10 protein-coding genes are annotated in these 13,384 nt (G+C 69.0%); 4 read left to right on the top strand and 6 right to left on the bottom strand.

What is annotated here, in order from left to right; all coding sequences use genetic code 11:
• Positions 1–14 precede the first annotated feature (14 nt).
• On the bottom strand, positions 15–1,166 hold the full coding sequence (locus DIE04_RS10100; RefSeq protein ID WP_311766324.1) for a hypothetical protein: 1,152 nt from the start codon (positions 1,164–1,166) through the stop codon (positions 15–17).
• A gap of 104 nt (positions 1,167–1,270) precedes the next feature.
• On the opposite strand from DIE04_RS10100, the gene DIE04_RS10095 reads away from it, so the two are divergent.
• Entirely contained in the window at positions 1,271–2,566 is a 1,296-nt protein-coding gene (locus DIE04_RS10095; RefSeq protein ID WP_124487816.1) for an MFS transporter, read from the top strand.
• A 75-nt stretch (positions 2,567–2,641) separates the two neighbouring features.
• Here DIE04_RS10095 and DIE04_RS10090 read toward each other — a convergent pair whose 3' ends face one another.
• Positions 2,642–4,480 (bottom strand): tetratricopeptide repeat protein, encoded by a 1,839-nt coding sequence (locus DIE04_RS10090; RefSeq protein ID WP_409333443.1) that lies wholly within the window; start codon positions 4,478–4,480, stop codon positions 2,642–2,644.
• Positions 4,481–4,610: 130 nt separating this feature from the next.
• On the opposite strand from DIE04_RS10090, the gene DIE04_RS10085 reads away from it, so the two are divergent.
• Positions 4,611–6,275 carry an FAD-dependent monooxygenase gene (locus tag DIE04_RS10085; protein ID WP_044844852.1) on the top strand — a complete coding sequence of 555 codons (1,665 nt, stop codon included), beginning with the start codon at positions 4,611–4,613 and terminating at the stop codon, positions 6,273–6,275.
• Between the two features lie 8 nt (positions 6,276–6,283).
• Here the strand turns inward: DIE04_RS10085 and DIE04_RS10080 are convergent, their stop codons facing one another.
• The 4 genes from DIE04_RS10080 to DIE04_RS10065 are packed head-to-tail and all read right to left on the bottom strand — an operon-like array spanning position 6,284 to position 11,586.
• On the bottom strand, positions 6,284–6,535 hold the full coding sequence (locus DIE04_RS10080) for a formate dehydrogenase subunit delta (RefSeq protein WP_124487818.1): 252 nt from the start codon (positions 6,533–6,535) through the stop codon (positions 6,284–6,286).
• 7 nt (positions 6,536–6,542) lie between these two features.
• On the bottom strand, positions 6,543–9,494 hold the full coding sequence (gene fdhF / locus DIE04_RS10075; RefSeq protein ID WP_124487819.1) for a formate dehydrogenase subunit alpha: 2,952 nt from the start codon (positions 9,492–9,494) through the stop codon (positions 6,543–6,545).
• 17 nt (positions 9,495–9,511) lie between these two features.
• Positions 9,512–11,089, bottom strand: a complete 1,578-nt coding sequence (locus DIE04_RS10070) for an NADH-quinone oxidoreductase subunit NuoF (protein ID WP_124487820.1) — start codon at positions 11,087–11,089, stop codon at positions 9,512–9,514.
• Positions 11,086–11,586, bottom strand: a complete 501-nt coding sequence (locus DIE04_RS10065; RefSeq protein WP_124487836.1) for an NAD(P)H-dependent oxidoreductase subunit E — start codon at positions 11,584–11,586, stop codon at positions 11,086–11,088. Before DIE04_RS10065 ends, DIE04_RS10070 begins: the two co-directional genes overlap by 4 nt.
• Before the next feature lie 130 nt (positions 11,587–11,716).
• Here DIE04_RS10065 and DIE04_RS10060 point away from each other — a divergent pair, with 130 nt between their 5' ends.
• On the top strand, positions 11,717–12,823 hold the full coding sequence (locus DIE04_RS10060) for a substrate-binding domain-containing protein (RefSeq protein ID WP_124487821.1): 1,107 nt from the start codon (positions 11,717–11,719) through the stop codon (positions 12,821–12,823).
• 101 nt (positions 12,824–12,924) lie between these two features.
• Entirely contained in the window at positions 12,925–13,194 is a 270-nt protein-coding gene (locus DIE04_RS10055; protein ID WP_044844846.1) for a hypothetical protein, read from the top strand.
• Positions 13,195–13,384 lie beyond the last annotated feature (190 nt).

The following is a 13,384-nucleotide window of genomic DNA, read 5'->3' as shown; positions in this document are numbered from 1 at the left end:
TTATTGCCCGCGCGTCAGCGGGTGAGCGTGGTGGGTGTGTCGGTCAGGCGGCGGTGGGACAGGTGCGTCGTCCAGTCGAAGTCTGCGGCGGGTGCGTCGGCCGCCCATGCCGGGCGATCGGCGCGCAGCGCGTTCGCCATCGCGATCAGCGTGAGTGGATCGTCGAGCGAAGCGTGCTGGTCGTGCCGGGTGTCCGGGACCGGCAGTGAACCGGCGCGACCGGGCGTTGGCATGCGCGATGCGACGTGCGTGATCGACGGGCGGCCGGCGAGTCGCGGCGCGGAAGGCGGGTGGACTTGCGCGGCTGTCGCGTGCGTGCCGTTCGGTCGATTCGGCGACGGTGCCGCCGCGGTGGCGGCGCGTCGTACGTCCGGCGCGCCGTCGGCGTCGGCGAGTCGCGGCGACGGCGCGAGCGCAGCGTCGCGTGCGGGCTGCGACGATGTGATAGGTGTACTGGCAACGGCCCGCGCCGCGTGGTGCCGTGCCGGCGTGATGGCCGTGGCGGGCTCGGCCCCGGCGCTCCGCACTCGACCCGTGAATTCCGTCGCGTGCTCCGGCACGGCGCCGGCGATTTGCATGACCGGCGAACGCGCGACATCCGGAAACGGTTCGTGGGCGACGATCAGCCCGCCGATGATCGCGAGTGCGCCGATGCTCCAGCAGGCGGCATGCCGTGCCCGCCGGTCATGTGCTCGATCAACGGCACGTGCGATGTGCCGATGCCGACCGGTGGCGCCGGCCGCAACGGCCGGTACGCCCGCTGACGACGGCTGTACGGCGGCCAGCGGTTGCCAGCGGCAGGCACGATGCGGCGCGTCGACGTCGATGCACGAAGTCGTCAACGTTGCCACGCAGCGGATGCCGGAGCGGCTGCCGGACGCGGCGCCGAACCGCCATTCGCGGCCGAACGGCGGCACGCCGTCGAGCGGCGCGACGCGAGGGCGGGCGATTGAGCCTTCGACGGAAACGAGGGGCGATGGAATCATGAGGGCGGTGTGCGGTGCGACGCGGGCCGCGTGGCCGGCCGCGGCGCGGAGTGCGTCGCGAATCGTGACATTGTGGTCAGGCGATCGCCATCGGTCGATCGGATCAATCCGATTTTGATGCGCCTTTCGCCGAGATTCGTACGAGCCGGACGCGGCGTCCGCAACGCCGGTCGGGTACAAGGCAATTGTCGGCTTCGCGTGGCATCATTCGCCAACCATGCCGGCATGCGCATCGTCGGATCCCCACGGCGCGCAGGTCGCGCCTTCCGAGCCGAGAGAACTCCATGTCCACTGCCACACACGCCGTCGCGCAGGAATCGAAATTCCGTACCGTGTTCAGGGTCGTCAGCGGCAACTTCCTGGAAATGTACGACTTCATGGTCTACGGGTATTACGCGTCGGCCATCGCGAAAACGTATTTTCCGAGCGGCAACGCGTTCGCGTCGCTGATGCTGTCGCTGTCGGTGTTCGGCGCGGGCTTTCTGATGCGCCCGGTCGGCGCGATCGTGCTCGGCGCGTACATCGACCATCACGGCCGCCGCAAGGGGCTGATCCTGACCCTCGGGCTGATGGCGCTCGGCACGCTCACGGTGGCCTCGATACCGGGTTACGCGACGATCGGCGTGCTCGCGCCGGTGCTCGTGCTGCTCGGCCGGCTGCTGCAGGGCTTTTCCGCGGGCGTCGAGCTCGGCGGCGTGTCCGTCTACCTGTCGGAGATCGCGACGAAGGGGCACAAGGGGTTCTATACGTCGTGGCAATCGGGCAGCCAGCAGGTGGCGGTCGTGTTCGCCGCGTTCGTCGGCGTGCTGCTGAACCGCGCGTTGCCGGCCGAGGACATGACCGCGTGGGGCTGGCGCATTCCGTTCCTGATCGGCTGCCTGATCGTTCCGTTCCTGTTCCTGATCCGTCGTTCGCTGAAGGAAACCGACGAATTCCTCGCGAAGCGTCACCGTCCGACGATGGGCGAGATCATGCGTTCGATGCTCGAAAACTGGGGCGTCGTGATCGCCGGCATGGGGATGGTGATCATGACGACGGTGTCGTTCTACATGATCACCGCATACACGCCGACGTTCGGCAAGGAAGTGCTGCACCTGTCGTCGCTCGACGCACTCGTCGTGACCGTCTGCGTCGGCCTGTCCAATCTCGTCTGGCTGCCGCTGTCCGGCGCGTTGTCGGATCGCATCGGCCGCCGCCCGGTGCTGATCGCGTTCACGGTGCTCACGCTGCTGTCGGCCTATCCGGCCGTGCTGTGGCTCGTGGCGGATCCGTCGTTCCTGCGGCTGCTCGCGGTCGAGCTGTGGCTGTCGTTCCTGTACGGCTCGTACAACGGCGCGATGGTCGTCGCGCTGACCGAAGTGATGCCGGCCGATGTGCGCACGGCCGGCTTCTCGCTCGCGTACAGCCTCGCGACGACGATCGGCGGGTTCACGCCGGCGATCTCGACGTTGCTGATCCACCAGACCGGCAACAAGGCGGCACCGGGGCTGTGGCTGAGCGTCGCCGCATTCTGCGGATTGATCGCGACGCTCGTGTTGTATCGCACGCGCGAAGCGCGCAACCAGTACAAGTCGGCCTGACGCCGCTGTATCGCATCACATCGACTGAAAAAAGGGAGCGCGCCGCGCTCCCTTTTTTTGTCTGCGCTCGGGTATTCAGGCGTCGCGCAGCGCGGCGGCGACCGCCGCCGCCACGTCGAGCCATTGTCCCGGTGCGGACTGGCGGGCGAGCCTCGCTCGCGGATACCACGGACAGTCGTCGCCGGTGAACCAGCGCCAGTCGGATGCGAACGGCAGCATGATCCACAGCGGCTTGCCGAGCGCGCCCGCGAGGTGCGCGACCGCCGTATCGATCGTGACGACGCCGTCGAGCCGTTCGATCAGCGCTGCCGTGTCGGCGAAGTCGTTCAGCCGCCCGTCGAGGCGATGCATGCGGGGATGCGCGTCGACGCGTGCCCGTTCGTCGTCGTCGAGTGCCGGCTGCAGCACGATCCAGTCGATGTCCGGCAGCGCGAGCAGCGGCGCGAGCGCGTCGAACGGCATCGAGCGGTTTTCCTGTGCCTGCCGGCGTCCCGTCCACGCAAGGCCGAACTTGCGCTTCGACTGGCCGCCCAGCGAGCCGCGAAAGCGCCGCTGCGTGCTGTCCGGCACGTCGAGGTAGCGTGTGCCCGCGACGATGTCGGCCGGCTGCAGGCCGAGCAGGAACGGCAGGCTCATCAGCGTGCATGCGACGTCCGCCGCCGGCGGCTTCGCGGCGCCCTGCGCGACGAGCGTCACGCGCCAGCGTGCCGCGGCCGGTGCGAGCAGCGCGACGAGTTCCGGCTGCACTTCGAGCACGACGCGCGCGCAGCGCGCGCGGGCGAGCGGCACGAAGCGGACGAACTGCAGCGTGTCGCCGAAGCCCTGTTCCGCGCGGATCAGCAGCGTGCGCGCGGCAATCGGCTCGCCTTGCCAGCGCGGCAGCGTGCCGAGCGGCGTCGCGCCCGGCGTGTCGTGGCGCGTTTCGTACGCGGGCAGGCCGCGGGCGAAGTCGCCCAGCGTCAGCAGCGTGACGGCGCGGTGCAGCTGCGCGAGTTTCAGGTCGGGGGCGACGCGCAGCGCCTGGTCGAACGCGCGCAGCGCCATCTCGTGCGCGCCGAGTGCGTGATGCGCGTTGCCGAGGTTCAACCACGCGAGACTGAACGACGGATCGAGACCGACCGCGCGTTCGTAGTAGGGCAGCGCTTCGCGCTGGCGTGCCTGCGCGCACAGCGCGTTCGCGAGCCCGAAGAGGGCGAGCGGAAACGGCGGGTGCAGCGCGAGCGCGGCTTCGAATGCGGCGGCGGCTTCGCCATGACGGCCGAGCGCCTCGAGCGTGTTGCCGAGATTGAAATGCGCGGCGACAAAGCGCGGCTGCGCGGCGATCGCAGCCTGGAAATGGGCGATCGCGTCGTCGGCCCGGCCCATCGCGTTCAGCGCCATCGCGAGATTGTTGTGCGCGCCGGCATGCCCGGGCCGCAGCTCGAGCGCGCGATGGAACGCGGCGAGCGCATCGTCGTGACGGCCGAGCGCATTCAGTGCGTTGCCGAGGTTGTTGTGGATCGATGCGTCGTCCGGTGTGAGCCGAAGTGCGCGGGCAAATGCGTCGACGGCATCTTCGTGGCGCTGCAGTGCCGCATAGGCGTTGCCGAGGTTGTAGTGCGCGAGCGGAAATTCGGGCGCGAGCGTCAGCGCGTTGCGAAAGCGGTCGATCGCTTCGTCGAGCCGGCCGAGCGCCTTCAGCGCGTTGCCGAGATTGAGCTGCAGCGCGGCGTCGTTCGGGCGCAACTCGACCGCACGCCCGACGAGATCGGCCGCCTCGGCATGCTGGCCCTGCTGATGCCGCAGCACGCCGAACAGATGCAGCGCGTCGGCGTTGGCGGGATGAGTGGCGAGTGCGGCGCGATAGCCGTGCTCGGCCTCGGCGAGGCGGCCCGCGCGGTGCGCGGCATACGCTCGGTCGAATGCGGATTCCATGACGCGAAAACTGACGGAAAGCGCGTATTTTCCCACACTGCGCGCGGGCACCCCAGATCGGCCGGTCGGCATATGGCCCCGTCACGCGGAGCGGCGTAGACTTGCACAATCGCGTGTCATCGAGGTTCTCATGGCTGACACACTGCTCGATATCCCGCCCGTGCTGATCGTCGGCGCAGGCCCCACCGGCCTTGCCGCGGCGATGAGTCTCGCGCGTGCCCGCGTGCCGGTGCGCATCATCGACCGGCTCGCCGTGCCCGCGCCGTACTCGCGCGCGATCGGCATCCAGGCACGCACGCTCGAACTGCTGGAGCAGCATCGCGCGGTCGAACCGTTTCTCGCGCTGGGTCATCGCGCCCATGCGGCCGCGCTGCACGCGGACGGCCGCGTGATCGCGCGGCTCGATTTCGATCCGCTGCAAACGCGCTATCCGTATCTGCTGTTTCTCGACCAGAGCATCACCGAGCGGCTGCTCGCCGAGCATCTGGCCGGGTTCGGCGTGACCGTCGAACGCGGCGTCACGCTCACCGCATGCGATGCGGGCGGACCGTCGCTCGACGTGACGATCCGCGATGCGGACGGTCGTGAACAGGCGTTCGCGCCCTCGTACCTGATCGCCGCCGACGGCGCGCACAGCACGGTGCGCCACCTGCTTGGCCTGGGCTTCGCCGGGCATGCGTTCGAGCAGACTTTCCTGCTCGCCGATTTCGCGGCGATACCCGACTGGCCGGACGAGGAGATCCATCTGTTCACGACGCCCGACGGCATCGCGGGGCTGTTTCCGATGGGCGGCGGCCGCTACCGGCTCGTTGCCGACCGGCCGCCCGGCAGCGACGCATCGCCCGACGGACTCACGCCCTCGACCCCGTCGCTCGACGAATGCGAGGCGATCGTGCGCGCGCGCGTCGGTGCGTCGATTGCGCCGAGCGATCTCGCGTGGTCGACGTATTTCCGCCTGCATAGCCGGATGGTCGAGCGACTGCGTCACGGGCGGGTATTCTTCGCGGGCGACGCCGCGCACGTTCACAGCCCGGCGGGCGCGCAGGGCATGAACACGGGCATCCAGGAAGCGTTCAATCTTGGCTGGAAGCTCGCGCGCGTGCTCGGCGCGGGCACGCCGGAGCGCCTGCTCGACACGTATCACGCCGAGCGCCACCCGATCGAGCGTGACGTATTGCGGCAGACCGGCCTCGTCACGCAGATCGTCGAAGCCGACCACGGCGCGATGAAGCTGCTGCGCGATCATGTCGTGCCGCTGCTGGCGTCGTTCGGGCCGGTGCGCGACGCGGTACGCCGCACCGTCAGCGAGCTCGGCGTGCAATACCGGAAAAGCCCGCTCACGCTCGAACGCGTGCTCGACGGCGGGCCGCGCGCAGGCGAGCGCGCGCCCGACGCGCTCGTGCACGTGGTCGACGGGCCGCTCGGGCGGGCGCCCGGAACCGCGCGGCTATACGACCTGCACGACCCCGCGAGCTTTACGCTGCTGCTGCTCGAGGAACCGGCAGGTGCCGACGCCGGCGAGACGGGCGACGTGCCGCCGATGCCCGCGGATGCGCAGGCGCTTGTGCAGGGGCTGGAGCGGATCATGCCGGGCGCCGTGCGAACATGGCGCGTCGCCGATGCCGAAAGCGACGGCACGGACGGGCTTGCGCAGGTATACGGCCGCTCGAGGCCGTCGTTCTACCTGCTGCGGCCCGATGGCTACATCGCGGTGCGCGGCCGTACCGCCACCGACGCGAACGCGCTGCTGCGCCACTGCGAAAGCTGGTTCGCGGGCATGTCGGTGCCCGCGTAGCGGGGTGCTCAGGCGGAGGCCGCGGCCGGCACGAGCGATGCGCGGTGCGCGGCGATCGCGTCGCGCACGATCGGCGCCGCGCGTTGTCCGGCCTCGCTCGACGGATCGTCTAGCGCGGCGAGCAATGCACGACGCATCCGCGGTTCCCAGAAGCGCCGGATATGCTCGGCGATCCCGCTCAGCGCTTCTTCGCGATCGGGCATCGATTCGAAGAACGCGCCGATCTGGTTGGCCATGTCGACCAGGTGTCCGTTGTCCATCGCTTCCTCACTTGCCCGTCGTCACGACGGCCGGCGTGGCGGCGCGGCGCTCGAGCAGGTCGAGCTGCTCCGAGTTGAAGCGCGCATACGCGCGCTGCCAGTCCGACGGCTGCGCGACCGGCATCACCTGCACGGCCGTCACCTTGTATTCCGGGCAGTTCGTCGCCCAGTCGGAGCTGTCCGTCGTGATCACGTTCGCGCCCGATTCGGGGAAGTGGAACGTCGTGTACACGACACCCGGCTGCATGCGGTCGGACACGAGCGCGCGCAACACGGTCTGGCCCGCCCGCGATTCGATGCCGACCCAGTCGCCGGTCCGGATTCCGCGGTCCTCCGCGTCGTGCGGATGGATCTCGAGACGGTCCTCTTCGTGCCACTGCACGTTCTCGGTCCGGCGCGTCTGCGCGCCGACGTTGTATTGCGACAGGATGCGGCCCGTGGTCAGGATCAGCGGATAGCGCTGCGTGACCTTTTCCGGCGTCGGAATGAACTGCGTGATCACGAACCGGCCCTTGCCGCGCACGAATGCGTCGATGTGCATCGTCGGCGTGCCGTCCGGCGCCTGTTCGTTGCACGGCCACTGGATGCTGCCGAGCGCATCGAGCTTCTCGTACGACACACCCGAGAAGGTCGGCGTGAGCCGCGCGATCTCGTCCATGATTTCCGACGGATGCGTGTAGTGCATGTCGTAGCCGAGCGCCCGCGACAGCAGCAGCGTCACTTCCCAGTCCGCGTAGCCCGCGAGCGGCGGCATCACCTTGCGCACGCGCGAGATGCGGCGCTCCGCGTTCGTGAACGTGCCGTCCTTCTCGAGGAACGTCGAGCCCGGCAGCAGCACGTGCGCGTATTTCGCGGTTTCGTTCAGGAAGATGTCCTGCACGACGATGCATTCCATCGACGACAGCGCGGCCGCGACGTGCTGCGTGTTCGGGTCCGACTGGACGATGTCCTCGCCCTGGCAATAGAGGCCCTTGAAGCTGCCGTCGAGCGCCGCGTCGAACATGTTCGGGATGCGCAGCCCCGGTTCCGGCTGCAGCGTGGCCGACCATGCCTGTTCGAACTGCGTGCGTACGACTTCGTCGCTGATGTGCCGGTAGCCGGGCAGTTCATGCGGGAACGAGCCCATGTCGCACGAACCCTGCACGTTGTTCTGGCCGCGCAGCGGATTGACGCCGACGCCTTCGCGGCCGATGTTGCCGGTCGCCATCGCGAGGTTCGCGATGCCCATCACCGTCGTCGAGCCTTGCGCGTGTTCGGTCACGCCGAGGCCGTAGTAGATCGCGGCGTTGCCGCCCGTCGCATAGAGGCGCGCGGCGTCGCGCACCAGCGCGGCCGGCACGCCCGTTACGTCGGCGGTCGCTTCGGGCGAGTTCTCGGCACGCGACACGAAGTCGCGCCATTGCTCGAACGCACGCATGTCGCAGCGTTCGGCGACGAATGCGTCGGCGACGAGCCCTTCGGTGACGATCACGTGCGCGAGTGCGTTGACGATCGCGACGTTGGTGCCCGGGCGCAGCTGCAGGTGGTGCGTGGCCTTCACGTGCGGGCCGTCGACCACGTCGATGCGGCGCGGGTCGATCACGATCAGCTTCGCGCCCTCGCGGATGCGCCGCTTCATGCGCGAGCCGAACACCGGGTGCCCGTCGGTCGGGTTCGCGCCCATCACGACGATCACGTCGGCCTGGCCGACCGACGCGAAGGTCTGCGTGCCGGCCGATTCGCCGAGCGTCGTCTTCAGGCCATAGCCGGTCGGCGAGTGGCACACGCGTGCGCAGGTGTCGACGTTGTTGTTGCCGAACGCGGCGCGCACGAGCTTCTGCACGAGGTAGGTTTCCTCGTTCGTGCAGCGCGACGACGTGATGCCGCCGATCGAATCGCGGCCGTACTTCTGCTGCAGCTTGCGGAACTGCGTCGCCGCGTAGGTGAGCGCCTCTTCCCAGCTGACTTCGCGCCACGGGTCGGTGATCTTCTCGCGGATCATCGGCTTCGTGATGCGGTCCTTGTGCGTCGCGTAGCCCCACGCGAAGCGGCCCTTCACGCACGCGTGGCCTTCGTTCGCGAGGCCGTTCTTGTGCGGCGTCATGCGCACGACCTGCGTGCCCTTCATCTCGGCCTTGAACGAGCAGCCGACGCCACAGTACGCGCAGGTCGTGACGACCGAATGCTCGGCCTGTCCGAGCTGGACGACGGATTTTTCCTGCAAGGTGGCCGTCGGGCACGCGGCGACGCACGCGCCGCACGATACGCATTCCGATGCCATGAACGATTCGCCTTCGCTGGCGGCGACGCGCGATTCGAAACCGCGCGCGGCGATCGTCAGCGCGAACGTGCCCTGCGTTTCCTCGCATGCGCGCACGCAGCGGTTGCAGACGATGCACTTCGACGGATCGTACGTGAAGTACGGATTCGATTCGTCCTTCTGGTCGCGCAGGTGATTCGCGCCGTCGAAGCCGTAACGCACTTCGCGCAAGCCCACCACGCCCGCCATGTCCTGCAGTTCGCAGTCGCCGTTGGCGGGGCAGGTGAGGCAGTCGAGCGGATGGTCGGAGATGTACAGCTCCATCACGTTGCGGCGCAGCGACTGCAGCCGGTCTGACTGCGTACGCACCTTCATCCCGGCTTCGGCGGGCGTCGTGCACGATGCCGGATAGCCGCGCCGGCCTTCGATTTCGACCAGGCACAGACGGCACGAGCCGAACGGTTCGAGCGAATCGGTCGCGCAGAGCTTGGGCACGTTGACGCCGGCTTCGATCGCGGCGCGCATCACCGACGTGCCGGCCGGCACCGTGACCGGCTGGCCGTCGATTTCGAGCGTGACGTCGGTATCGGCATGCCGTTGCGGCGTGCCGTAGTCGGTTTCGTCGAACGGATCGCGCGCGCGCGCTTCAGCGGCGCTCTTGCACGCGCATTGGCCCGAGCCGCAGCCGCCTTGGCGGACGTTGTTCGTGTCGAGGGACATGCAGGGCTCCTTCTGGGTCAGGCCGCAGCCTTGACCGGACCCGACGCGGCTTGCTTGCCGGCGGCGAGCCCGAAATCTTCGGGGAAATGGTCGAGCGCGGACAGCACCGGATACGGCGTCATCCCGCCCATCGCGCACAGCGAGCCGGCGAGCATCGTGTCGCACAGGTCGCGCAGCAGCGTGACCTGACGCTCCGACGTATCGCCTTCGCGAATCCGCGCGATCGTCTCGACGCCGCGCGTCGAGCCGATTCGGCACGGCGTGCACTTGCCGCACGATTCGATCGCGCAGAACTTCATCGCGTATTCGGCGAGCTCCGCGAGATTCGACGTGTCGTCGTGCAGCACGATGCCGCCGTGGCCGACCACCGCGCCGATCGCCGCGTACGCCTCGTAGTCGAGCGGCACGTCCCACTGGTGTTCGGGCAGGTAGGTGCCGAGCGGGCCCCCGACCTGGGCGGCGCGCGCGGGCCGGCCGCTGGCCGTGCCGCCGCCGTAGTCGAACAGCAGCTCGCGCAGCGTGACGCCGAACGCGAGCTCGACGAGGCCGCCGTGGCGGATGTTGCCCGCGAGCTGGAACGGCAGCGTGCCGCGCGAGCGGCCCATCCCGTAGTCGCGATAGAACGCGGCGCCGCGCGCGAAGATCACCGGCGCGGTCGCGAGCGTGATCACGTTGTTGATCACGGTCGGCTGGCCGAACAGGCCGGCGAGCGCCGGCAGCGGCGGCTTCGCGCGCACGACGCCGCGCTTGCCTTCGAGCGATTCGAGCAGCGCCGTTTCCTCACCGCACACGTACGAACCGGCGCCCTTCGCGACGTGCAGGTCGAACGCATGCGCGGAGCCGAGCACGCGTTCGCCGAGCCAGCCGGCTTCGCGAGCGCGCTCGATCGCCGTTTCGAGTGCCGCGATCGCATGCGGGTATTCGCTGCGCACGTAGATGTAGCCGAGCGTCGCGCCCGTCGCGATGCCCGCGATGATCATCCCTTCGATCAGGCAGTACGGATCGCATTCCATGAGCAGGCGATCGGAGAACGTGCCCGAATCGCCTTCGTCCGCGTTGCAGACGATGTACTTCTGCGCGGCGCGCGCCTGCCGGACCGTGCGCCACTTGATGCCGGCCGGGAAGGCCGCGCCGCCGCGGCCGCGCAGCCCCGATTCGATCAGCAGCTCGCACGCGGCGTCGCCGTCGAGTGCGAGCGCGTTCTTCAGGCCGGCGAGGCCGTCATGCTTCAGGTAGTCGTCGAGCGACAGCGGATCGGTCAGGCCGATGCGCGCGAACGTGAGGCGCTGCTGGCGCGCGAGATAGGGCAGCGCGTCGACGAGGCCGACGCCGCTCGGGTGCGTGCCGCCGTCGAGCCAGTTTGCATCGAACAGGGCGGGCACGTCGGCCGCCGACAGGTTCGCGTAGCCGACGCGCCCGGCGGCCGTGCCGACCTCGACGAGCGGCTCGAGCCACAGCAGCCCGCGCGAACCGTTGCGGATCAGTTCGATCGCGACGCCGCGCCGCTCGGCTTCCGCGACGATCGCGGCGGCGAGGGCGTCGGCGCCGAGCGCCAGTGCGGACGAATCGCGCGGAACGTAGATGCGGGTCGTCATGCGGCCTCCGGGGTGTGGGCGGCCGCGTCGGCGAGCAGGGCGTCGAACTTCTCCGGCGTGACCTTTGCGTGCAGTACGCCGTTGACCGTCATCGACGGCGATTGTGCGCACAGCCCGAGGCAGTAGACCGACTCGAGCGCGACGTCGCCCGGCGCGTGCGCGTCGGCGCCATCGCCGTGCGCGGCGTCGAACCGGCAACCCGTGCGCGCTTCCGCGTGTGCGGCCAGCGCTTCGCAGCCCATGCTGCGGCACGCCTCGGCGCGGCACATCTGGATCGTCACGCGCGCGGGCGGCGCGGTGCGGAAGTGGTGATAGTAGGTGAGCACGCCGTGCACTTCGGCACGCGACAGATTCAGCACCTTCGCGAGCGGCGCGACGCAGCCTGCCGGTACGTAGCCGGCCTCGTCCTGGATCGCATGCAGGATCGCGACGAGCGAGCGGCCGGCGCGCGCATGACGCTCGACGAGCGCGTCGGGCGCGGGGGAATTCGGGGACATCGTTGTGCTCCTCCAAAGTCTCATATGTGCCCTTGATTCATATAGTGCACACCGGGACTTCGTCCTGATTGATTTTGAGCAACGATAAGCGGAAGATTTCGCAGTCGCAATAGGAAATCGGAGTACATAATTGATTCGAATCGAATGCGACGCGTATCTGACCGTACGCGACACGGAGGGCCGCACGGCGAGCCTGTCGGATGTCGCCCCGTTGCTGGAGCTCGTGGCCGATACGGGCAGCATTGCACAGGCCGCGCAGGCGAAAGGGCTGTCGTATCGGCACGCGTGGGGCATGCTGCGGGCGCTGGAGGCATGCGTCGGCGGCGAGTTGATCGAGACCGCGCGCGGCAAGGGATCGACATTGTCGGAGCTGGGGCAGGCGGTCGTCGACGCGCAGCGGCTCGCGCGCAGCCGTCTCGACGGGAACCTGCGCGCGCTGGCGGCCGAGGTGGCGAGCAACCTGAACCGGCGGCTCGCACAGCGCGACGGCGCCGTGCGCATCCATGCGTCGCACGGCTATGCGGTTGCGGCGCTCGTTTCCGCACTCGTCGATGCGCAGGCCGCCGTCGACATCAAGTATCGCGAGAGCGTCGAGGCCGTGCAGGCGCTCGCGCGCGGCGAATGCGAGCTGGCCGGCTTCCATCTGCCGCGCGGCGCGTTCCGCGAACGGTGCGCGCAGATCTACCGGCCGTGGCTCGACGACACGCGTCACGTGCTGATTCATCTGACGCGTCGCCAGCAGGGGCTGTTCGTGCCGCGCGGCAACCCGAAGCAGGTCGGCGGGCTGGCCGATCTCGCCCGCCACGACATCCGCTTCGTCAATCGGCAGCCGGGGTCGGGCACGCGCATGCTGCTCGATCTCGCGTTGCGCGCGATCGGCATCGATCCCGAGCGTATCGACGGCTACGCGTCGGCCGAGCTCACGCACTCGGCGATCGCCGCGTTCGTCGCGAGCGGGATGGCCGATCTCGGCTTCGGCGTCGAGCCGGCCGCCCGTCATTTCGGGCTCGATTTCATCCCGGTCGTCGACGAGGACTACTACTTCGCGTGCGAACGCGCGCAGCTCGACTCGCGGCCGCTCGCCGGCGTGCTCGCCTTGCTGCGCGATGCACGTTTCGTCGAGCGCGTCGCGCATCTCGACGGCTACGATCCGGCGGCGTGCGGGACGCTGGCCGGTGTCGCGGAGGGCTTCGCCGGTACGGTCGCGGCCGGTACGCCGGACGGCAACGCACGGTAACGGGAATGCACGCGAGCCGCGCTGCAGCAGCGAGGGATTTGCGCTACGCTTGCCGCTTGATCAACGTTCCAACAAGCACGCCGTTCAGGCGTCATCCCGCCATGAAACTTTCCGTTCCCTTCGCCGCGGCAGCGTTGACCGCAGGGCTTCTCGTCGCTGTTTCGCCGTTTGCGCTTGCGCAGAATTCCCCGGGCGTGCCTGGCGGCATCCTGAGCGAACAGTTCCGCCTGAACGAGCATCCGCAGATGCCGTTCGCGGCGTCTGCGCCGTCGCAGAAATACCAGAGCGGCAAGAAGTCGGCATTGCGCCGCAAGGGCGATATGGGGGATCCGAACGGCTGCAACCTGAAGTGCCCGCTGGACACTCAATAAACCAAGGCAGACGCGCCGGGTCGTCGTCGACGCGTCTGTGCGGCCGTGCCGCCGTGCCGCGCCGATGCCGCGCGATTCTTTTCGAGCCCCGCAGGGCATGCTGCCTTGCGGGGCTCGTGCTTTATGGCCGGTCGTAGTCCAGTGCGATCGTGCGATGCCGGATCGGGTGCCTGTCGGGATTCTAGGGTTA

The organism is Burkholderia sp. Bp8994 (genome assembly GCF_003853805.1).
GTDB lineage: Bacteria > Pseudomonadota > Gammaproteobacteria > Burkholderiales > Burkholderiaceae > Burkholderia.
The sequence above is the reverse complement of the archived record's forward strand: the minus strand, read 5'-3'. Positions and strand labels throughout refer to the sequence as shown.